The sequence below is a fragment of the Zunongwangia atlantica 22II14-10F7 genome, assembly GCF_002094855.1.
Classification (GTDB): domain Bacteria; phylum Bacteroidota; class Bacteroidia; order Flavobacteriales; family Flavobacteriaceae; genus Zunongwangia; species Zunongwangia atlantica.
This window is the reverse complement of sequence record NZ_ARYN01000005.1, coordinates 237,976-260,982: the sequence shown is the minus strand read 5'-3', so window position 1 is coordinate 260,982 and position 23,007 is coordinate 237,976. Positions and strand designations below refer to the sequence as shown.

Here is a 23,007-nt window from a genome sequence, read left to right as displayed (position 1 = left end):
TCACTTTGACCGGCTCATCCAGCGATTATTGCAAAACATATCTTTATATGCTTGCTTCATTAACTAAGCAATTTTTGAACTTAAATAGGGATAACTAAACAAGTTTAAATTAGGAATGCGACTATGGTCGGTTCAAAAATTACTTCCAGAATAGCGATTATAGCGTAACTACGAGCTATGTCAAAGTTTTTACTATTTTTACGGTAGACAGTGATGTCGGAAAAACCGTCAATCAAAAACATTACAATCGAGATCCGAAAACGTTCGATTTAAAGCAAAGTTGAATGCCTAGAACTGAATTTGTTGAATTAGTAAAAGAGATTAAAAAGAAAGGGAAAGGAAAAAAAATGACCAAAAGAGAATTTATTTGGTTATTCGATTTTTACGAAAAAAGGACAAGCGGAAATGTTTGGAGAATTAATGAATATTTGGAAAAACAAAAAATGGTGGTTGTTCCAAACTATCAAGGAGGATGGATTGATGATGAAGTTACACTCAAAGAAAAAGATAAAGCTAGAATTATAAATGGAGAAACATTTGAAGAAAAGTTTGATCCAATTAATAGATTGTCAGTTTTAAAAGCGGCTGCAAAAACTCCAATATCAATTTCTCGAGATGCTTCTCTAAAAAAAGCATATCATATTTTATGGAAACATGAATTCACTCAAGTTCCAATTATGAACAATGAAAGAGAGGTATTAGGTGTTGTTAGTTGGCAATCATTAGCAAAAGGACTTATAGCAGGTAAAGAATCCGATTGCGTGAAAGATTTCATGACAAATGATTTTGAAATAATAGATGATGAAACTCCTTTGTTTGATGCAATAAAATCCGTTATTAGAAGAGGTGTAGCTTTCGTGCGAGATAAAGAAAAGAAAATTAAAGGCCCGGTAACTCCTTCAGATTTAAGTGAAGAATTCATTGAGCAGATTGAGCCTTATATATTACTCGAACAAATAGAAAACTTTATTCGATTAATATTACATGACAAAATAATACTAGAAGATCTATTGAAATTATTAACTATAGAAGATGAAAATAGGAAAATAGAATCTATTAGTGATATGACCTTTGGCGAATATCTTCGAGTAATTGAAAATGACGAAATGTGGGACATTTTAAAGTTACCATTTGTCAAAGCAGACTTTACTAATGAATTAGATGAAATTCGAAAAATAAGGAATGGTGTGATGCATTTTCATCCTGATAAAATTTCAGAAGAAGATTTGATTCAACTTAGAAAAATGTCCAAATTCTTAATGGATTACAACGAGAATTGCTAATACTGAGTATTTAAAAATTTTAATTTCAATCTTAATCTTACATAAGATTAAATAAGAGGCATGAAATAAAGTATTAACCTCATGGACTACTCCAAATAATTTTAAAAGAGTTATTGCATCCTTATGGAAAAGTAGTTTTCAAACTTAAATTGTAATTAAATCATGTATCTATCAAACCTTAAACTATGGAATTTTAGAAAATTTGGTGACATTTCTTCAATTGACATGGACAAGCCAAATTTAAATTTGAATTTCACCACAGGAATAAATGTTCTTATAGGCGAAAATGACTCTGGAAAAAGTGCAATTATTGATTCAATAAAAATAACGCTAAAAACCCATAGTTTTGAATGGTTTAGGTTAGATTGGGATGATTTTTATGATGGTTCGGAGAGATTACGTATTGAATTAAGGTTTGATAATCTATCAGATGAAGAAGCGAAGAATTTTACAGAATGGTTAGGATGGATAGGAGAAGGAGATGAAGCAAAGCCGTTTCTACGGTTGATTTATGATGCTTCAAGAAATTTAAATGATCGATATATCTATCCAACTGAAATTAAAGCTGGGGTTGATGAGTCTGGGTACCAGCTTACAGCAGAGGCTAGAGAATATTTAAAAACTACTTATCTCAAACCACTAAGAGATGCTAAATCAGAGTTAATTCCTCGGAAGAATTCAAGATTAACGCAAATCCTTCAAGGTCATGAAGCTTTTAAAGGAAAGGGTGAAGATCATAGGTTAGTAAGCTTATTTAGAGATTTTAACGAGGAGGTAAAAAATTATTTTGTTGGAAAGAATAAAGAAGGTGAAGACCTTGAAGGTGAAGATTTAAAGGGTAGTGAATTAAAGAAAGAAATAGATAGGTTTATTGAAGCATTTTACGAGGCGAATAAGGAATCTAATTTTGGCGTACTCGGTAATAATCTTAAAAACATCTTAGAGAAACTCGAACTATCTATTAAGGATGAACTAAACCCTGGTTTAGGGACTTTGAATAGATTGTTTATGGCTTCAGAATTGCTTCACCTTCAAAAGAAAAATTGGAGTGGTTTAAGATTAGGATTGATTGAAGAACTAGAAGCTCACCTCCACCCACAAGCCCAAATGCAAATCATTGAGGCACTACAAAACGAAAAAAACATTCAATTAATCTTAACTACTCATAGTCCTAACCTTGCATCAAAACTAAATCTTGAGAACTTAATTATTTGTAATGACAATAATGCTTTTCCAATGGGAACTGCATATACAGAGTTAGATTCTGATAATTATAAGTTCCTAGAAAAATTTCTTGATACAACTAAAGCCAACCTGTTTTTCGCAAAGGGAGTTATTCTAGTAGAAGGTTGGGCAGAAGAAATATTAATTCCCAGCATAGCAAAGGCTATAGGGATAAATCTAACAGAAAAGGGTATCTCAATAGTAAATATTGGAAATACAGGATTCGACCATTACTCCAAGGTATACCTCAGGAAAGAAAAGCCGTATATGACAATTCCGGTAGCGGTAATCACAGATTCGGATATTAGAGAATATGAGAAAAATGGAGATGATTATGTGAAAAGAGATGATGAAACAATTCAAAATGAAACACAAGCAGCGATTGATTCAAACGATGCAAAATCTAAACAATGTATAAAGTATCACACTGCACCAAACTGGACCTTAGAGTATTCCTTATTTAAATCAACTAGTCTAAAGTCTACATTTCAAAGCGTATGCAAATCTATTCATACTGGAACAGATTGGAATACCGATTTTGAAAAGATGCTTGCTATTAAATTGATTGATAAGAACAGGAAGCTAAACAAAACGGAAGTCGCCTATAGATTAGCAACTGCTCTAGATGAAGACTTACAAAAGAAACCAGAGGAGCAGACAATAGTCATTGATACGGATAATGATGAAAGCATTAAATATCTAATTAAAGCCATAAGATATGCCGCAGGAAATTAATATAACAGATGCGGATATTGAATATGCAGAAAAAATTCTTTTACCAGAAGGATACAACTTTGATCCCGAAAGGAGATTGTTTATTCGTGATCTGAGCACCTTAGACTTACAAGCGGTACCTGGCAGTGGCAAAACAACCGCTCTACTTGCAAAACTGCTAATATTGGAAAGATATATGCCGTTACAAAGTGGACGTGGTGTATTAGTTATTTCGCACACCAATGCAGCCGTAGATGAGATAAAAGAGCGAATTGGTAAGCATTGCCCTAAACTTTTTACCTATCCAAATTTTGTTGGAACTATTCAAAGTTTTGTTGATGTATTCCTGGCAATTCCCTTCTATACTAACAAGTTCAAGAAAAAACCTTCAAGAATAGACTCTGAAATCTATGATGAGAGGTTAACTTATATCCTTGATAATCCGTGGCAGTACAGATTTGGGCTTTCTAATAATGATTTTCGTAAAATTCTTCATCTCATCAATGTAGATAAATCAATTTTCTACAAATATCGTTTAGACTCGAGCGAAGGCGAAGTCATTTTAATTAAAAGACTGAATGGGGATAAACTCGAGATAAAAAGGCCAAGAAGGGGACGAAATTATCAAGATTATACTGCTGAAGAGAAATCAAGCTTATATAGTTGGTTCAAAAGTCTGAAAACCCACCTGTTAAAGACTAAAGAAGTATTGCATTATGATGATGCTTATTTCCTAGCTAACCTTTCAATTTTAACAAACCCTACCATCATCACACTGTTACAGAACCGTTTCAAATTCGTTTTTGTTGATGAAATGCAAGACATGGATACCCATCAACATGATTTAATTGAGGCTGTTTTTCATTCAGACGAATCCACGCAATCAATAATTCAAAGAATTGGTGATAAAAACCAAGCTATTTACAGTGGAGGATCTGTACATCTTGAAAATATCTGGTCTGTCCGAGATAATGTGTTATTCCTCAATGGAAGTCACCGGTTAAGTCCTAGAATTGCTCAGTTAGTGCAAAATCTTGCATTAACACCAAATCCAGTTGAAGGGAGAAACCTTAATCCTGATGGTTCTACTATTAACATTAAGCCAACAATCTTTGTTTATAACGATGATACAATAGAACTTGTAATTCCTTCATTTGCCGAAAAAATTAAAGAATTACAAGCTTCTGATTCAATCCCATCGAACCCAACTCACAAGTTTATGGCAGTTGCTTGGAGAAAAGAACATGATGATGCCAACAAAATAGCACTATGTGATTATTGGCCACATTTTACAAAAGCCAGTTCTGGTCAACAAATAGATTTCAAAGTCCTTGAAGACTATGTTCTGTACTTTGATAAAGAGAAAAAAACTTTAGAATCCGTACGTAAAAACATTTTAAATGCACTTTTAAAAGTTCTTCGTTTAGAAAATATCTTAGATGAACATGACAGAGTTTACACAAAAAGAAAATTAATTAACTTCTTTAAAGCTCAAGGAAACAACGAGTACGAGAAATTGAAATTGAACCTTTATGAATGGTCAATCGGATGCATAAGAGGGAAAAGCTCTGAAACTATCACCGCAATTAGGGAGTATATTCCAACTTTTCTCTCTTTGTTTCAAACAGAGGTAGCTTCTTCAGCAAATTTCATAAATGGAGAATCTGAAGTCGATTTAGATGCGAATGAAGATGAACCTCATTTAAACACATTCGACTCTGATGGTATCAATATTGAGATCGGAACTGTACACTCAGCCAAAGGACAAACTCATACAGCGACCTTATACCTTGAAACATTTTACAACAGAGGTTATGGCAACTATGAATCAGAACGGTTGCGTAATCAGCTAAAAGGTGAAAATATTGTAGATACGCTTAACAGCAATGTCGGTGGAAAAGATAAAATTCGTCAGACTACAAAAATGGCTTATGTCGGTTTTTCACGACCTACTCATTTGCTATGTATTGCTATTCACAAAGACAGATTTGATTCGGTCCTATCTGATATGAATGGTGAAGATTGGGATATAATAGAACTTGAGATTATGAATTAAAATACAGATTGACACAAGTAGCATAACGCCAAAAGCACAAGCTAACTTACCAAAGAGTATATTTAAGAAGGTTTGAAAATAATAAAAGAAGCACAATAATAACAACTGTTTTTAAATTGCAAAAGATTCTAGACAAAATAGAGAAAGAGCAATTAGAAAAATTAAAGATCGAAATACTACAGGAGAATCCGAATTGTCCAGACGAATTAAAGCAATACTTAATGCAGGACGCCTATTCAATGATCGGAATGCGCGAACGAACACTCTCCAAAGAAATAGAGCAGCGCTGGAATGCTTTAGAAAGGGGACTTACAAAAATTGGCAGAACCCCTAAGGATTTTATTGAACAGATGGAGAACAATGAAAAATGATTTTAGAGAATTTGTTGCTAGTCTATGGATGTATTAGCGTATAGTAAAATAACTGGATTGTCTTTACGGCGCAAGATTTCTCGCTATGAAATTTTATAAATAACTTATATTATAAAGAAAATGATTCCAGATAGAATTTTTAAACAACTAAAACATGAATATGCCGGTTACAATAAATATTTAAACGGTCAGCAGTTGGAAAGAGGGTATAAGCCCGATTATGTCTTAAGAAATAAGAATGATTATATCATTTTAGAATCGGAAAATAATTCTAGTAGAAAGATGTATGTTGGCGGTATGATGAAGGCTGCACATTTTCTGCAAAATAAAAAAACTGGTATATTAATTTTTGTGATCAAGTTCAGAGATAATACAAAGCCAATATCTATCGCAAAGCATTTAAAGAGATATTTTAATTGGATTTATCAAAACACAAACCTACGAGAGGTATATATTATTGATATGGAAGACTATTATTGTGACGAATGTGTTTTATCGATAGATAGTGCAGATTTTCAAATCAAATCTCATAAAGTAGGGAATACGTAATAATTTTCTTCACCTAAAAAATTGCCACAAGGCTTGGATGTAGATTTTTTTCATACAACTTAGCTTTAAAATTATTTATTTAAATTTTTATATGTTATAAATACCGCCGATTAAATTCGGTAATAATGTGGTTTTTCCACATTATTTATGTGGTTTTTTTAAGAATGTAATTGGTTTGGTTAGGTTAAATTTCGAAACTGGGTGACTGCTCGAATTTTAATTAAATAACCTCTAAAGCTTATTTTATGACTAAAAAAAATACATTTTTAAAAATTGCTTCTATAGCAATTTTTTCGCTTTATTTTATTTCATGTAATGACGATCAAAATAATGTTGATGATCATTTAAACGAAATTGATTTGACTCAAGAGACTATCGCTATGATCGCAGATCTTGGATATGATACTGATAATATAATTCCTATTCAGAACGATGATAATACGTTGAGTTATTTAGTAGAGGGGGATATATTATTAACAGAAGATGATCTAGCAGTAAAGGAAGTTAAATCGGTTGTTGTAGCTAATGAAGAGCATTATAGTACAAGTCTCATACCTGAGTTTGGTAGTGTGCGTTCGGTAACGGATAGGAATACAGGGGAAATAATAATTACAAAAAGACAATCGCAGTTAATTGTTGTCATGGATAGAACATTGCCTAATGCTTGGTGGAATGCCTTGCAAATAGCGGCAAATAGGTACAACAGTTTAAATGATTTAAGGTTTAAGGTTGCAATTTATAAAAGTGAAGATCCTAATTGCCAAAGTCCCTGTATTAGAGTTCCAGATGCAGATATTTATATAACAGATTTTTACCCTAATAGTGACATGTTAGGGGTATGGGGCTACGCTGATCCACCTTCTGAGTATACTTATACTACAAGATCTGGAGAAACGCGAACAGAAATTATTCCTGGAGCAGAAATACATTTAAATATATTGCAACTTCAGACAGAAACCGATACGGATTTTATAGGATCGATTATAGCTCATGAAATGGGACATACTATCGGATTTAGACATACCGATTATTTTAATAGAAGCCTAAGTTGCGGTAGTGGTGGTATGGAAGCTGATACAAAGAATATAGGCGCAGTCCATATTCCTGGTACTCCTGTAGGTAACAGCCCAAATTCTTGGATGCTAGCTTGTATTAACAGAGGAGTCAATCGACCTTTTACAGCAAATGATATCATCGCGTTGGATTATTTACATGGGTTTAATGTCGTTGACCTTTAAGAATAAAGAGAAGGCAATTATAAAACTCTATTTTATGATTGCCCTTTCTTTTTTAGATTTATTATGTTACGGACAAGCATCAACATTTAATAATTGTAATTATTTAGTTTTAAAAGATTTACTAAATATAAATACCCATGATAATAGCAAGGTTCAATTTGTATCAAATCTGGGTAATAATTCTTTTATTGTCGAGGAACTAAGTTTAAAAGAATTTTGTGGCAAAAAAAAAATAGATATAAAACCAGAATTAGCCTCTTATTCTCAATTTTCAGTACTATTATATCCAAATGGTATTTCAAAAATTCACTCAGATTATCCTAGCCTAAGAGGAGACCATGTAACCTTAAGCCTAAAAGAAAATCCCATAAATTTTCAAGATCCCGATCTCACTGGAAGAATTATAAATCGCTTTAGTTCTGGAGAAATATCTGATCATGCAAACTTTATGGCAAAAATTATGATAGGGGCAGGTAACACAAGTCATAATTTTAAAGGAGGTGCCTGGGGAGCGAAATTATATTTTTCTTATTTATCTGATGTTATGCCAATAGATTGGGAGTTACTCAAAGAGAATAATGTAAGTATACAAAATCATTCTTATGGAACAGAAATTCAAAATTATTATGATTTAGGAGCATTAGCTTATGATGTTCAGGTTTATACTCATCCCGAAATGGTACATGTTTTTTCTGCCGGTAATATGGGAGATTTTGCAGCTGTAGGAGGAAAATATAGTGGTATAAGTAATTATGGGACAATTTCAGGAGAATTTAAAAATGGAAAGAATACAATAATTGTAGGTGCTTCAGATATATATGGGAATGTGCTGAATCTAAGCTCTAGTGGCCCATTGGAAGATGGTAGGATTAAGCCTGAAATAATAGCCTACGGAATAAATGGAACGTCAGATGCAGCTGCTCTAGTGAGTGCTACTACCGGTTTACTCCAGGAAGCATACTTGGATAAGTATCAAAAATATCCAAATAGTTCTTTAATAAAAGCTTTGCTTATTAACAATTCTGAAAATGATTTAATTCTTGATCATAGGTCGGGTTATGGAAATATGAGAGCGGATCTCTCCTTAGAGAATTTACTTAAGGATCAATTTATAATAGATAGCTTGTCTACCGAAACTTATAAAATATATGAAGTTTTTGTTCCGGAAGCGGTTAGTAGACTAAAAGTGTCCTTAGTTTGGAATGACGAACCCTCATATGACTTCAAATTACATTCTAAACAGCTAATTAATGATTTGGATCTTTCAATAGAGAATTTAACTGAAGAATGGTTACCATGGATTTTAAATACCTCTAACAATGTTGATTCACTGAAAATGGAAGCAAGGCGTGGAATTGATACTATTAACAATATGGAGAAAATTACAATTGAAAATCCTGAATCTGGATATTATAAATTCAAGGTAAAGAAAAATAGTTCTAATAAAAATTTTCAAAAATTTAGCCTTGTATATAATTTTGAACACAAGAATCAATGGGTTTTCCCAGGAAAGGAGACTAAGTTAACAGCTCAAAATAGTTATTTATTGAAATGGGATTTAAATAATCCAATTGAGTATGAGAATATTAGACTGCAGTGGAAAGATGTGATTGGTGACTCTAATTGGAAAACTATATCCTTAATTGAAAATAACCAACGCCAAATTGAATGGATTACACCTCGGATAACTTCTATTTGTCAATTTAGGCTCATAGCTGATAATTTTGAAATGAAATCCAATAAGTTTTCGGTTTCCGAGCTTCAAACACATAATGTTGAATATGGATGCGATGGCAATATAGTTGTTTCTTGGAAAGAGCTCTCAAATGTTGATGAATATCAAATATTTGAATTAACTGGAAAGTATATGTCATTAATCGAAACTGTTAAGGATACGTTTTATACTACCAACCTCTCTCAAAATACACAGAAATTAATTGCAGTTGCTCCTGTTATTGACAGTTTAGTCTTGAATAAAACTAACTCTACGGTCGTAGAGGGGGGAATTAATGGGTGCTTGATGACAAATGCTTTTTTAGATAGCGAAATGGGACTACAGGCTTCATTAAATATTTATTTGAATTCCTTAATAGGAATTGAAATGGTTAATGTAGAAAGATTAAATGGTGGAAAATTTGAAATTTTAAAGAGTTTTAAAAACATAGAAGGCAATAATTTAAAATATAACGACATCTCCCCATATCAGGGTAAAAATAAATATCGAATTACAATTATTTCAAAAACCGGAGAAGCATATCATGGTGATATTCTGGAATTCGTAAGAATTGACAAATCTAATATTATTCCTAATCCGGTTAAAAAGGGCGATTTAATTTTTATATATGTTCCAGTGGAAGGTTGGTGTAAGATGGAATTATACAATTTGGAAGGAAAAAAATTGGCTGAGAAGGAAGACTTTGGGAGTATTAAGACTTTAAATAGTGTAGGGATTTCTGAAGGACTTTATTTGTTAAAGATTAAGGCCAAAAACTATCAAAGTACAGAAAAATTAATAATTAACTAAGCGTAAAATCTTTTTAGGGAAATGAGTTATTATTTGAACGCAACCTTTGCAGTGAAATTACATCTATATTATAAAGATTAAAGGAAATCAAAATGAAAGAAAAAGTATTTATTTTACTCGTAATGTTAATTTTAAATTCATGTTCCGATGACAAGGAAAATCGGGAATTACAAAACCTTTCGTTTAATGAATTCCCACAAGAATGGGAGCTTGTTAAAATAACAGGAAGTATTCCTGGCTATGAGATTACTAATGATGAAATTGAAATGCAGGAAATATATGTTTTCGAATCAGATGGCTCTTTTTCAAAAACTAGAATAGAGAATCAAAAGGAAACATCCTTTGGGGGGCATTATATTTTAAGCGAAGACAAAAAATCGATTCAACTGATGTATGATGAATCCAATCCTATTATTGGAAATTGTTCTTCGGATGAAAATATTGAAAATCTTTATATCGATGAAGAGGACCAGTTCTTATTAAACAATTGGTGGGCTTGTGATGGTCCTGGGTTATATTACCAAAGAGTAAAATAGTTATATTTAATTATTCATTTTTTGTGCCCTTTTTTGTCCTATTAGAAGATTTAAGAATTTTTGGAAGAGCCAAAGGATGAAGTAAAAACACAATGGGAATAGAAAAAAATATAAGTATACATGAAACAGCATTTGTGACCTCGGCCTTTCGAGCATTCGATGAAGACTTAAGTCAGGACAACTTTGCTAAATTGTGGGAAAATAATAAAACAGAACAATGGGTTGCAGAATACCTAGATCATGTTTCTTCCGAAGAAACCTATACCCATTGTTTAAGAAATAGATATTTTCTAAATACTATTAAAAAACTTGTAGCCGGTGGAGAAGTGGAGGTTTTGATAAACTTTGGTAGCGGATTTAGTATGTATCCATTTTTACTTGATGAACATATAATTCATGTAGAAATTGATAAACCAGAGATTGTTGATTATAAAATGGATAAGATTGATTACTGGCAGCGTAATTATATACTTCCTAAAAGAAATATTCATTTTATTGGCGTTGATTTTAGTACTAATTATAAGGAGAGTTTACTTTCAAAAATAAACACTATAAAAGGAACGAAATCTAGTTTTATTTTGATAGAAGGTGTATTGTTTTTTTTAAGTAGAACTGAAGCCAATGGTTTATTTAAATTTTTTGATGTAATTCAAAATAGTGGTGATTATGTAGGAAGTGCGTCTTTTCAAGATACTTTAAAGAATAGCTTGGCATTTAAAAATTTATTGAAATTTTTTAATCAGAAAGTAGCTAAAACGAGTAAGAACGATTATCAAACGATTGAAGATAAATATTATAAATCACTGGCTAATTATAATCTGATTGATCATCAGGATTATTATAGTCTCTCATCTCAATATGCTAATAAAATCGGTAATAATCGAGATCTGATTCTAAACGAGAATTTTTATTTACTTCGAAAGCTATAAATTCTTTTTACACACTAATAGTATTTTCATCTCTTCTGAAAATCGATTCTATTTGTGCGAAAAATGAGGCCAATTTTTGGAATATAAATTTAAAGTTTACTCGAATATTTAATAGATGTCCTATTACCGAAAATTTATAAAACGTGGTTTTACCACACACTTTACGTGGTATAATCTTTTTTCAATTCCTTCAATAAATTTAATTTTATTGACAGCTATTAGGGTAAATAACTTATTCAGACAGCGGTTCATTTCTGATAACGAGATGAAGTTTAATATTTCATTCTTTGGAAATTTGAAGTATGAAATTTTTATTATTATAATCAGTATTATAAAACCTTCACAACTAATATAGAATTTCGCCCAAAGAACATTACTTATATTTTTGTATTAAATGTTCAAAATATTTTTAATAGTCAGGAGTATAGATTTATTTCCTCAACAATTTATCAGGAGAATGACCTGCATTTTAACGCGGTTTTAAAATTTATAGTAGAGTTGTAAAATTCAGATTCTGACAAATTATGAGAGTAGCTTTTCTATAAAATGAGTAGCAAGTGTTTATTTATTTTTTAGGGTAGTCTCATCGGTTCTGGTTAACTGAAAAATTCTGAAACATATTAACAAAAGCAATATTAGGGGGAAAACACCCTGTTAAAATTAATTTAAAAATTGTTATATTTGTCTGATAATAAGAAAACTATATAGTGATTAAGAAAAATTATCCTCATATTTTCCATCTCATTTTAGTGTTTTGTTTTTTTAGCTGTGCTTCTATTCCAAAAGAATCCGTTACGATCTCAGAACAAATTGGCAAAGATCTTATAGTATTGAAAGAATCTCATGAAAACCTTTTAAACCTTTACTATAGTGATTTGAAATCGGAGATTAATAAATTTGTAGATGAAGTATACGCTCCGTTTATTATAAGTTTTGTACTTAAGGATGAATTGAGGACTTATACTGAAGGGGGGGAAGAATCTATTTATTTTTCTTTATTTCAAGCTGCAGAAAATTCAGACGAAAATAGTACATCGAAAGCTTTAACTGATATGTCTGACTTTGTAATGGCGGCCAGAGAGCAAATTGAGAATAAACGTAAGGAATTATTATCCCCTATTTTATTGGAAGAAGATAGTATTACCAATGAAATTAACAATTCCTATAATAATACGCTTTATGCCAATTCAGTATTAACGGCACATCTTCGCTCCTTACAAAAATTAAAAGATACACAGAACGAAGCTTTAAATTTAATTGGTCTAGAGGGAATTGATAGTGAAATTAGCTCAAAATTATCAGGGGTTTCCAATCAAATCTCAGAATTAATTACTCAAGCACGAGATATTGATACTAAGGGTGATGAGGCTTATGATAAAATCAATGAGATAACAACGAAGATTAAAGAAACTATAAGTAAAGACTAATATGGGGAATAGATTTACAACAAAATTTGAGAAGGCGGATAAAGCTTTTGATGGTATATATCAGGATGAACTTAATCAATTGATGGGCTTATCCAAAGATCAAATAGATCGTATTATTCCTGATACGACTGATTTAAGAGTATATAGTGTATTAATAGATGTAGTTAAAGAGGCATCCGAGAAAAATTTATCACAAGCGGAACTTTTGGGGAATATTAGAGAATTAGGTGATGTAGCGGTAACATTAGCTAAAAAAGTACCAAAATTCGCTGCTTTATTGTAATCAATAATCAATACATATTATGAGGAAAGTTAGGATATTATCAATCGATGGAGGAGGTATAAGGGGAATCTTGCCGGGGACAATTTTAACTTATATTGAAGAGCAATTAAGAAATAAAACAGGTAATCCGGATGCAAAAATAGGAGAATACTTTGATTTCATTGCAGGTACCAGCACCGGAGGAATTCTTTCCCTTGTATATTTATGCCCAGATGAACAGGGAAATTTTAAGTATGGAGCTAAAGAGGCTCTCGATATTTATTTAGATCAGGGTGATGAAATATTCGATGTGTCATTGGGAAAAAAATTGAGAAGTTTAGGAGGTATATCTGATGAGAAATATGATGAAAAGGAATTGGAAGAAGCATTATCAGATTTTTTAGAGGAAAGAACATTAAAAGATGTTTTAAAACCATGTTTGATTACCAGTTATGACATTCGGAATCGAAAGGCTCATTTTTTTACTAGTGCTGATGCGAATTCTGATATTTTTAATTATAAATTAAAAGATGTAGCTCGGGCAACTTCAGCTGCTCCAACATATTTTGAACCGGCCAAAATTAAATCAATTTATGGAACACCGCATTTTCTAATTGATGGTGGTGTTTTTGCCAATAATCCTGCTCTATGTGCTTACGCCGAAGCAAGAACAATGAAATTCTCAAAAATTTTAAATGATGAGAAGTTGCCAGATAATCCTGGAGCCAAGGATATGCTTATAGTTTCAATTGGTACCGGTACAGTAAAAGAAGCATATACCTACAAAGAATTTAAAGATGCAGGAGCTATAAAATGGATAAAACCCCTAATAGATATTATGATGAGTGGTAATTCCGAAACTGTGGATTATCAACTTAAACAGATATATGAAACTTTAGCTGTAGCAGATTGCGAGGATTATCACCGTATACAACCTAAGATAAGTTTAGCCAGTTCTGAAATGGATAAGGCGGATATTGATAATTTAAAAGCGCTATATCAAGACGGTTTATCTGCAGTTCGTGATTATAAAGAAGAACTAGATATTATAATCGATAAATTGTTGTAAAGATGAATAGAGGGCTCATAATTACAACATTAATTGTTATTGTTTTATGTGTATCATCTTGTGCGTCAAAAAAGAAATATGCAGAACTGGAGGCAAAACAAAAAGAGACTCAAGAAAATCTCAATCAATTAATTGTTAAAAATGAAGAACTAGTTAGTTTGATTTACAATATGGAAATGCAGATTGAAGAATTAAATGAGCCTCCCATAACTTCTGGATATGAAGATATGGATAGTTATGCTTTTAGCTATTTCTATACTTTAAACTCTTCTGAGGAGCTATTTTTTTCCGACGCTTTCGATTTAAATACTCCATTGATTGAAACTAGTCAAAGAATTGAATCTGAAATTCAAAAAATGGGGTATGATATAGGGAATTACAAATTTTTTTACACGGGTAATGGTTATGGAATAGTGACAAATCCTATTCCAGTAACACCTGAAGGAAAGAGAGGAGATACTTCTCCGGATTGTAATTGGTTTAATTTCTTTTATTGTAGTGGGAAGTCTTATTATAGAATGTACGTATTTCTAGTTGTTGATAGGCTCACAAAAAAAGATAAAGTAGTAACATTAGAAGAGATCAGAAAATATTATGATAAGAATATCAATTTAGATATTAATTGGCAGAGTCTGGATTCACTTACATCATTATTCTATGGAGAGAACAATAAGTTTAATGAGAAATACTCATTTTCTGTTAGAGTTTATGATTTTTTATCTGAGGATTTCGGAAATGGGAGCAAAGTTTTAAAACAGTCAAAATTCGAACCTTTTAAAGAGTCAGGATATGAGCCATTTAAAAACTAATCTACCTTTTTTTAGGTATCAAAGAAAATTGGTGTTGCTATGGTTCATATGGGGAAGTATTATATTCATATTTACATTTCAAAAATCATTTTTTGGATATTTTAAGCATTCCACAGAACCTATTTGGACATTTATTGGAGTATATTTAGGGGGGATTTATTCTTTAATCACAGGTAGTTCTTTTTTTAAACATAAATTAAGTAACTACTTGTTGAAAGATATTATTTATTTTCGATTAGCTTATATTAGTAGTATAATCTATCTTCTTGGGGTGAGTATAGTAATTTTTATCGTTCCATTGTATATTTTACAAAATGGGGGGAATCTTGAAGACTTCCGAAATGCACTGGCTAAGACTAATACAATATTTAAGGTTTTATTACCGATTCAAATTGGTTTATTAGCCTATTTCTTTTTTAAAAAAGAAAAAGGCTAATAACTTTGATAATTGGGGTTTTTAGAACGGTTATTTTTAATTTACTTAGACGATATCAATTCTTAGAATTCTTGTTTTTCAAATTGCTTTCATTTGAAATTTTCTTAGCTTCAAGTTTGGCTTTTAAATTCTGCATGTCTTCACTAATCTTACGATCAACAATTTTAGCATAATGTTGGGTGGTTCTCAAATCCTTATGGCCTAGCATTTTACTCACGGATTCTATAGGTACTCCATTTGTCAAAGTAATGGTTGTGGCAAAAGTATGCCTTGCGACATGTGTTGTAAGCGGTTTTTTGATACCACACATCAATGCAATTTCTTTCAAAAATGCATTCGATTTCTGGTTGCTTAAAACGGGTAAGATAAAATCACTATTTTTAACTTCGGGATGATTTTTGTAGCGATCTAAAATTTTTTCAGCTATTGGAAGAATAGGGATACTGCTCAATGTTTTCGTTTTAGTTCGTTTTGTCCTAATCCATCTAGCACCGTCAATTCCCTTAGTGATATCTCCATCATTTAGTTTTTTGACATCAGCATAAGCCAAACCTGTATAACAACTAAATATAAACATATCTCGAACTAATTTCAGTCTTTCGAGGTGAAGCTCTTTATCAATAAGCTTTTGAATTTCCTCTTCATTTAGGAATTCACGCTCTACCGTTTCAAATTGAACTTTATAATTGTAAAATGGATCCCTGTCCATCCATTGATTGGCTAAAGCGATTCTCACGATTTTTTTAAAGTTGTTGACGTATTTTAATGCAGAATTATGATTGCATTCTCTCTTAGTTTTTAAAAAATATTCAAATTTAGATATGAAATGATGATTAATTTCATTCATAGGATAATCATCTTTTCTGTATTCTTCATTAATGAATTGTTTAATATGATTATAACAGGTCCAATATCGCTTTGCGGTGCTTTTAGAAATACTTTTGCCAGAAAGATGATCCATCTGTGTGTTATGTTCCTTAAATGCTTCTAAGGTCATTTTTAGGGGGCTTTTATTTTCTCCTTTGAGCTCTTGAACCATCCTTGAAGCAGTAATTGATTCGTCGTTGTCAGAGAGTATTTGATGAATTTTATTAAGCTTATGCCTTATATTATTAATATGAGTATTGATTTCTTTCTCATTTGGATTATTACCCATTACTTTTTGGAGCTTGATATTCCAGAATTCAGGCTTAATCCTACGCGATATACTATATTCTTTTCTCTTTCTGTCGACGGTAAGTCTCAAATAAATCGGAGCTAGCCCGCGTTTATTTTTCTTTTTTGCGAGGACGTGAAAATGGGTATGAAAATCGGTTCTCATAAGATATTAAGTTTTTAGGTCTCGATTGGTTACCCAAAGTACCTAAAATTGAGGTAAAAATGAAAACTTTAACGTAGTCTAAGAATTTGGAAAACAGCATTTTGAAGGCTTAGCGAGACCCCTTTTTAGATCAATCAATAGGTCACCGTATTGGTCTCGATTAGAGTGCAATTATTTAATATTAAATAATATTGAATAAAATAAAAAACCCTGTAAATCATACATTTACAGGGTTTTTGTTTGAGTTTGATGCTCAAAAAGTGGAGTCGGAGGGGTTCGAACCCTCGTCCAAACAAGCAATTCAGAAGCTTTCTACACGCTTAGTTTTCGCTTGGATTGTCGAGAAATAATCTGGCCAAAAACAACCTAATTATTTCCGTATCCTCAATTAAATTTCAAAACTGCATCAAGGCCCTGCAGTCTCTATATTTACTTTATCGGTGCCTCTGGTGTGGACGCCGTAAATCAAGGCTTCCACGAGACATCTCGGCTCCCTACCTTGTAGGGACTAAGCAAAACCTACTATAATTCGGTTACGCAGCCAAGGCGTAGTTATTCTCGCCGTTTAAAAAAGTGTGAAATATGAGATTTACGAGCTATATTCCAGCGCTCGGCGTGCTTACAACTCAATTAGACTCGCTGTCAAAACCAAGTCGACCCCAATATGTAAAGAACTTTGTACTTTGTTTTTGGGCGTTCCGTTTGTCCTCACGGCCAAACGGCGGGCTATTCGCTTTTAGTTTTTGTTCGTCGCCTCACAAAAAGCTAACCGCTGCTATCCCTAACGCAAAATCGAATTTCAATTAAACAAAGAACATCAAATGCAGCTTACCACTTACAAAATGGCAAGGCCTGCAAAGGTAATATTAAATTTATATCTTTACCCGATAATCGAGATTTTTAAATATTTTATAACTTTTTAAAATTCTAAAAAGTTAGATCTCAATAATCGATATTTAGACCACTAATTTTTTAATTAGGAAAACTAAATTCGATACAAAAGAACAGATCGCGAAACTAAAAAGACTCATCTGTTTTTACAACTATTAGCTTTTAAAAACCGGTACAAATTGTACAAAACCTATACCAATCTATGCTGAAATTCGCCATTATTCGGGAAGAAAAAACACCACCAGATCGTCGCGTGGTATTTTCTCCAAAACATCTAAAACAAGCAAAAAATCAATTTCCAGAAGCTCAATTTAAAGTACAGCAATCTGATATTCGAATTTTTAAGAACGAAGAATATCAAAAAGAAGGATTTCAGGTTTCAGAAGATATTAGCGATAGCGATGTGATGATCGGGGTAAAGGAAGTACCGATTAAAAGCCTAATTCCGAATAAAAAATACTTTTTCTTTTCTCACACCATCAAAAAACAACCTTATAATCGTGACCTTTTAAAGGCGATTTTGGATAAAAACATCGAGCTTTTTGATCACGAGGTGATTACCAGCGAAAGCGGAATGCGACTTATTGGTTTTGGTAGATATGCTGGTTTGGTAGGTGCGTATAACGGATTTCGGGCAATCGGACTCAAAAACGAAAGCTTCACTTTGCCAAAAGCAGATGATCTTCCAGATCTAGCCGCGATGTTGGCCGAATTGGATAAAATCAACCTACCAAAGCTTAAAATAGTGCTTACCGGTAGCGGAAAAGTAGCTCGTGGTGCTAAAGAAATTTTAGATCATCTTAAAATCAAGAAAGTTGAGGTGCCAGAGTATCTTTCAGAAGAATTTAATGAGCCTGTATATTGCCATATCGATGTGTTAGATTATAATAAACGTAAAGATGGGGCAGAAGGCAGTATTCCGGAGTTTTTCAGTAATCCCGAGTTGTACGAATCAGATTTTTGGCGTTTCGCCGTAAGCAGTGATTTCTTTATTGCCGGGCATTTTTATGGCGAAGGTGCTCCCGTATTTTTTACAAAAGAAGAGGCTAAAACGCCCAATTTCAGCATAAAGTATATTGCAGACATTTCCTGTGATATTGCTGGGCCGGTGCCTAGCACGATACGACCTTCAACGATTGCAGATCCTATTTATGGTTATGATCCAGAAACAGAAAAGGAAATAGATTTTAAAGATCCCAAAGCGATTACCGTGATGGCGGTAGATAATTTGCCTTGCGAATTGCCTAAAGATGCCAGCGAAGGTTTTGGCGAAATGTTCTTAGAGCATGTGCTGCCGGCTTTTTTCAATAATGATAAAAACGGAATTTTAGAAAGAGCCCGAATGACCAAAAATGGTAAATTAACGCCTAAATACTCTTACTTACAGGATTTTGTAAGCTAAAAACTAAAGCTGTTTTTATCCAATATCGTATCTTGTTAGACATTAGAATTAATCACTTCTCGCTTATTATGAAAAAAACATCACTACTCCTTCTGGGATTGCTTTCCCTGGCTTCCTGTAAAAATGAAGAAAAAACTCCTGAAAAGAAATTCACAGAAATTACCGGGATTAGTCAAGATCTAAAACCTGGCGATAATTTTTTTAGATACGTTAATGCCAAATGGTACGATACCATTACAATTCCTGAAACTCAGGCTGGGGCAGGAGCCTATATGTTTATGAATTATCCGCAGCGACTGCGTTTGCAGGGAATCCTGGATAGTGTTTCGCAAAGTGAAAATGTTGAAGGTAGTATTGCACAAAAAGTGGGTGATTTCTATGCTTCTGGGATGGATACAGCAACAATAAACAAAAGAGGTTTCGAACCTGTACAACCAATTTTGAATGAAATCGATGCTATTTCAGATATTTCTTCGATGATGCATTTTGTGACGAATGCAACAATGGCTGGGAATGGATCTATCTTAAGTTTTTACGTTGGGCCAGACGATAAAAATAGCCAGATGAATATCGCACATGCTAGTCAGACGGGGATTGGTTTGCCAGATAGAGACTATTATTTTAGTGAAGATTCAGGAACAAAAGAAATTCAGGAAGCTTATAAAAAATATCTTTCAACTTTATTTCAGCTTACCGGGATTAGCGATGCTGAAGCTTCTAATAAAGCTGGTGTAGTTTATGATATCGAAAAGCAGATAGCCGAATCGCATAGAACCAGAATCGAGCGTCGTGACGTAAAAGCCAATTATAATAAAATGGCGGTAAGCGAGCTAGACAAAAAACATCCAAATATTGGCTGGCCTGCAGTTTTAGAAGATCTAAATGCGCAAACAGATTCTATCGATGTTGGGCAACCAGAATATTACGATACACTTAATTCGCTTTTAAAAACCGTTCCATTAGAAGATTGGAAGGTTTATTTAAAAGCCCATACTTTAGAAAATTATGCAGATAATTTAAGCAAGCCTTTTGTAGATGCTTCTTTCGATTTTACCAAAGTGATCTCTGGGCAGGCAGTTCAGAAAACTCGCGGAGAGATCATGGCAAGTGCTGTAGATGGATATCTTGGCGAAGCTTTGGGGCAGTTGTATGTTAAGAAATATTTCCCTGAAGAAGCCAAAGAGCGTATGCAGGAATTAGTAGATAATGTTCAGAAAGCTTATGCAAAAAGAATAGAAGATTTAGAATGGATGAGCGATAGCACAAAAATAAAAGCTAAAGAAAAATTGGCTGCGATCACCAAGAAAATTGGCTACCCCGATAATTGGAAGGATTACAGTAATGTAAGTATAGATAAGGATACTTATTTTGAAAATATAGTTTCGGCTTCTTCCGCGGCATACCAACGTAATTTGGAAAAGTTAGGAGAGCCCGTAGATAAATCTGAATGGTTTACCACACCTTCTACAGTTACAGCCTACAATAATCCATCGGCAAACGAAATTGTTTTTCCGGCAGGAATTTTACAACCACCTTATTTTGATAACGATGCTGATGATGCATTAAATTATGGCGGAATAGGAATGGTGATTGGTCACGAATTAACACATACCTTCGACGATCAGGGAGCGCAATTCGATAAAGAAGGAAACGTAAAAAACTGGTGGACAGATAGCGATTACGAGAAATTTAAATCGAGAATCCAGCAGGTGATCGATCAATACAGTACGTTTACGGTTTTGGATTCCCTTCATATAAAAGGCGCAATGACGGTTGGTGAAAATACTGCAGATATTGCTGGTGTGGCGGTTGCTTATGATGCGTTTAAAATGACGGAGCAAGGCCAGGATACTACTAAGATCGGCGGATTTACGCCAGATCAGCGATTTTTCCTTTCGGTAGCTAAAATATGGCGTGTAAAAATGAAGGATGAATTTCTAAGATTATGGATCAATAATAATCCGCATTCGCCACCATCATGGAGAGTAAATGGGCCTTTAATGAATAATCCTCATTTCTATGAAGCTTTCGATGTACAGCCCGAAGATTCATTGTATTTAGCCGAAGATGAAAGAATTCTTATTTGGTAAGGGTTTATATTAATTTCAACCAGAATTAATAATTGCCATTGAAAAACACCTGTTATTTATCATTCTTTGAGTTATAGTGGGCGTTGTTTGGAATTTATGAAATGCGAAAAATAATAGCCAAATCAGATAAAAATATTAAAATCCTAAACAAGCTAATTGTGAATTGATTTTATTCTGGTTATATCGGGCCAGAAAAATTAGAGCTTCAAAGAACATATTTTCCTAATAACTATAGAATAATTGGTTTTTTAAATGAGAATGGATATTATGATCTAAAACTGGATTTTAAATCACCTATGAATATAGCTGGAAAACTAGCATTTGGATTGGGGATATTGGTTTCTGTTATTATGCTTATTAAAGGGTTTTTGTTGTTTCCAATTATCTATTTCATTCTTCCTTTTTCAATAATTTATATCAGATTTAAAATAAAGGAGAAGAAAGAAATTAATTATTTAAAGGATCGAATATTTGATTTTGAAAGATCATGATATTGCTAGCTTTTAGATTACGTAGTTAAGAGTTTTAGTTCTTAAGGATTATTAAAAAAAGAAAATGACTGAGTTTATTGTATTATTCCAAAAATTGGGAATAGCTGGGTGTGCTCAGTTAGAATTTGAATCAGATCTTCCTGCAGAAAACTTTATCCAACTTATAATGCTAGATGGGTATTATATGTATCAATACATCCAAGCTGGGAATATATACGTTATGCTTATCTCTAAATTAAAAGAGAATCAAATAAATTTTGAGCAGTTATATCGTATTCGTATAGAGAAAACCTGGTTTGGGTTTGCAACCAGAACCGTAAGGGATTTATTAATAATGCCAAATCAAAATTTCTATTATCCACACGAATTTGGAAGCTACCTGTATATTTTTACAAAGCAATTAAGATCTAAAGCTGAAATCGAGATTTGGCTCGATAATGAATTTTCAAATAGGTATGCAGATATAAATGAGGAGTTTACCGGATTTAAAAATCTAATGAACCCGGAAGATTATTTAATCGCTACAAATCACGATTTACAACATCAATTTGGAGTAATAGGAGGAGATGATAAAATAGCAAAGATCATCACTAAATTTAAAAATACTAGCTTGAAAGGCTTTGATCTGGAGTATAATAATGAATAGAATTTAATCTAAATTATGAAGAAAAAACTGCTAATCACTGGTAGCATCTTATTGGCAATATTTCTAATTTATAATGCCTTAGGGCAATCAGGGATTTTTAAAGTATTTCATAATTCCAGTGTTGCTAACGATCCAAATTTAAAAATGGGGAAATACTTTGTTTCATCAAATTTAATAACTCCAAAAAACGGTGATTTTGTTTCCTATTTACATCATGATGAAAATTTTGGAGCTCATTTTAGAGTTCATAGATTGACTGGTAAACAAGGTGATACAATTGAACTTAAAGGTGGTGTTTTGTTTATTAATGGTAAAAACTTAGATAAAGGTATTAACTTTATTCACAACTATCATCTTTCTATAGAAAAGTACGAAAGCTTACCAAAATCAATAGCGTATAATGAATTTGGATATGCTTCGAAGATAAATGATTCTACATATAAAATAATGATAGATGATAATTTTGCTAGAGAAATTGGTGTGTCAGATCAAAAAGTAGTGCTTAACCAAACAGAAGTTGATAAAAGGATTCAAAATATCTACAATGCTAATTGGAATAAAGATTATTTTGGGCCAATAATTGTTCCTGAAGGGAAAGCCTTTGTTCTTGGTGATAATAGAGATAATTCAGAAGATTCCAGGTATTTTGGTTTTATAGAGTTAAAAAATATTAAAGGAACCGTAATTTATTAAAATTGGAATTGTTATTAACCCTATATTCGACTTTACAAAGTTGATT

19 protein-coding genes and 1 other RNA gene are annotated in these 23,007 nt (G+C 32.6%); 18 read left to right on the top strand and 2 right to left on the bottom strand.

The annotated features are described in order from the left end of the window. Positions 1 to 284 precede the first annotated feature (284 nt). The 14 genes from IIF7_RS07275 (at position 285) to IIF7_RS07210 (ending at position 15,427) form a co-directional block, all read left to right on the top strand. Positions 285 to 1,283, top strand: coding sequence for a CBS domain-containing protein (locus IIF7_RS07275; RefSeq protein ID WP_084841009.1), 999 nt, complete (start codon positions 285 to 287; stop codon positions 1,281 to 1,283). Between the two features lie 162 nt (positions 1,284 to 1,445). Continuing rightward, positions 1,446 to 3,242 (top strand): ATP-dependent nuclease, encoded by a 1,797-nt coding sequence (locus IIF7_RS07270; protein WP_084841008.1) that lies wholly within the window; start codon positions 1,446 to 1,448, stop codon positions 3,240 to 3,242. Then, a complete protein-coding gene (locus IIF7_RS07265; RefSeq protein WP_084841007.1) occupies positions 3,226 to 5,277 on the top strand; it encodes a UvrD-helicase domain-containing protein in 2,052 nt (683 codons plus the stop codon). Before IIF7_RS07270 ends, IIF7_RS07265 begins: the two co-directional genes overlap by 17 nt. 116 nt (positions 5,278 to 5,393) lie before the next feature. Continuing rightward, positions 5,394 to 5,648 carry a hypothetical protein gene (locus IIF7_RS07260; RefSeq protein ID WP_084841006.1) on the top strand — a complete coding sequence of 85 codons (255 nt, stop codon included), beginning with the start codon at positions 5,394 to 5,396 and terminating at the stop codon, positions 5,646 to 5,648. A gap of 120 nt (positions 5,649 to 5,768) precedes the next feature. Continuing rightward, on the top strand, positions 5,769 to 6,197 hold the full coding sequence (locus IIF7_RS07255) for a hypothetical protein (RefSeq protein WP_084841005.1): 429 nt from the start codon (positions 5,769 to 5,771) through the stop codon (positions 6,195 to 6,197). A 245-nt stretch (positions 6,198 to 6,442) separates the two neighbouring features. Further along, positions 6,443 to 7,435, top strand: coding sequence for a M57 family metalloprotease (locus IIF7_RS20985; protein WP_217806679.1), 993 nt, complete (start codon positions 6,443 to 6,445; stop codon positions 7,433 to 7,435). A 34-nt stretch (positions 7,436 to 7,469) separates the two neighbouring features. Continuing rightward, positions 7,470 to 9,959, top strand: coding sequence for a S8 family serine peptidase (locus IIF7_RS07245; protein WP_176218917.1), 2,490 nt, complete (start codon positions 7,470 to 7,472; stop codon positions 9,957 to 9,959). 92 nt (positions 9,960 to 10,051) lie between these two features. Continuing rightward, entirely contained in the window at positions 10,052 to 10,495 is a 444-nt protein-coding gene (locus IIF7_RS07240; protein ID WP_084841003.1) for a hypothetical protein, read from the top strand. A 92-nt stretch (positions 10,496 to 10,587) separates the two neighbouring features. Then, positions 10,588 to 11,424 (top strand): class I SAM-dependent methyltransferase, encoded by an 837-nt coding sequence (locus tag IIF7_RS07235; RefSeq protein WP_084841002.1) that lies wholly within the window; start codon positions 10,588 to 10,590, stop codon positions 11,422 to 11,424. A 707-nt stretch (positions 11,425 to 12,131) separates the two neighbouring features. Further along, a complete protein-coding gene (locus IIF7_RS07230; RefSeq protein WP_139801283.1) occupies positions 12,132 to 12,851 on the top strand; it encodes a hypothetical protein in 720 nt (239 codons plus the stop codon). A 1-nt stretch (position 12,852) separates the two neighbouring features. Beyond that, positions 12,853 to 13,134, top strand: coding sequence for a hypothetical protein (locus IIF7_RS07225; protein WP_084841000.1), 282 nt, complete (start codon positions 12,853 to 12,855; stop codon positions 13,132 to 13,134). A 19-nt stretch (positions 13,135 to 13,153) separates the two neighbouring features. Continuing rightward, positions 13,154 to 14,182 (top strand): patatin-like phospholipase family protein, encoded by a 1,029-nt coding sequence (locus IIF7_RS07220; RefSeq protein WP_084840999.1) that lies wholly within the window; start codon positions 13,154 to 13,156, stop codon positions 14,180 to 14,182. A 2-nt stretch (positions 14,183 to 14,184) separates the two neighbouring features. Continuing rightward, complete coding sequence (locus tag IIF7_RS07215) at positions 14,185 to 14,991, top strand: hypothetical protein (RefSeq protein WP_084840998.1); 807 nt, start codon at positions 14,185 to 14,187, stop codon at positions 14,989 to 14,991. Beyond that, positions 14,972 to 15,427 carry a hypothetical protein gene (locus tag IIF7_RS07210; RefSeq protein WP_084840997.1) on the top strand — a complete coding sequence of 152 codons (456 nt, stop codon included), beginning with the start codon at positions 14,972 to 14,974 and terminating at the stop codon, positions 15,425 to 15,427. Before IIF7_RS07215 ends, IIF7_RS07210 begins: the two co-directional genes overlap by 20 nt. 55 nt (positions 15,428 to 15,482) lie before the next feature. Here IIF7_RS07210 and IIF7_RS07205 read toward each other — a convergent pair whose 3' ends face one another. Both IIF7_RS07205 and ssrA read right to left on the bottom strand, forming a co-directional pair. Beyond that, positions 15,483 to 16,748, bottom strand: coding sequence for a site-specific integrase (locus IIF7_RS07205; protein ID WP_084840996.1), 1,266 nt, complete (start codon positions 16,746 to 16,748; stop codon positions 15,483 to 15,485). A gap of 258 nt (positions 16,749 to 17,006) precedes the next feature. Beyond that, positions 17,007 to 17,409, bottom strand: a transfer-messenger RNA (tmRNA) gene (gene ssrA, locus IIF7_RS07200). Positions 17,410 to 17,841: 432 nt separating this feature from the next. On the opposite strand from ssrA, the gene IIF7_RS07195 reads away from it, so the two are divergent. The 4 genes from IIF7_RS07195 (at position 17,842) to lepB (ending at position 22,961) form a co-directional block, all read left to right on the top strand. Continuing rightward, positions 17,842 to 19,041, top strand: a complete 1,200-nt coding sequence (locus tag IIF7_RS07195; RefSeq protein ID WP_176218916.1) for an NAD(P)-dependent oxidoreductase — start codon at positions 17,842 to 17,844, stop codon at positions 19,039 to 19,041. Between the two features lie 68 nt (positions 19,042 to 19,109). Beyond that, positions 19,110 to 21,131, top strand: a complete 2,022-nt coding sequence (locus IIF7_RS07190) for a M13 family metallopeptidase (RefSeq protein WP_084840995.1) — start codon at positions 19,110 to 19,112, stop codon at positions 21,129 to 21,131. Positions 21,132 to 21,686: 555 nt separating this feature from the next. Next, complete coding sequence (locus tag IIF7_RS07180) at positions 21,687 to 22,268, top strand: hypothetical protein (protein WP_084840994.1); 582 nt, start codon at positions 21,687 to 21,689, stop codon at positions 22,266 to 22,268. Positions 22,269 to 22,283: 15 nt separating this feature from the next. Beyond that, positions 22,284 to 22,961 carry a signal peptidase I gene (gene lepB / locus IIF7_RS07175; protein ID WP_245801569.1) on the top strand — a complete coding sequence of 226 codons (678 nt, stop codon included), beginning with the start codon at positions 22,284 to 22,286 and terminating at the stop codon, positions 22,959 to 22,961. Positions 22,962 to 23,007: the final 46 nt, after the last annotated feature.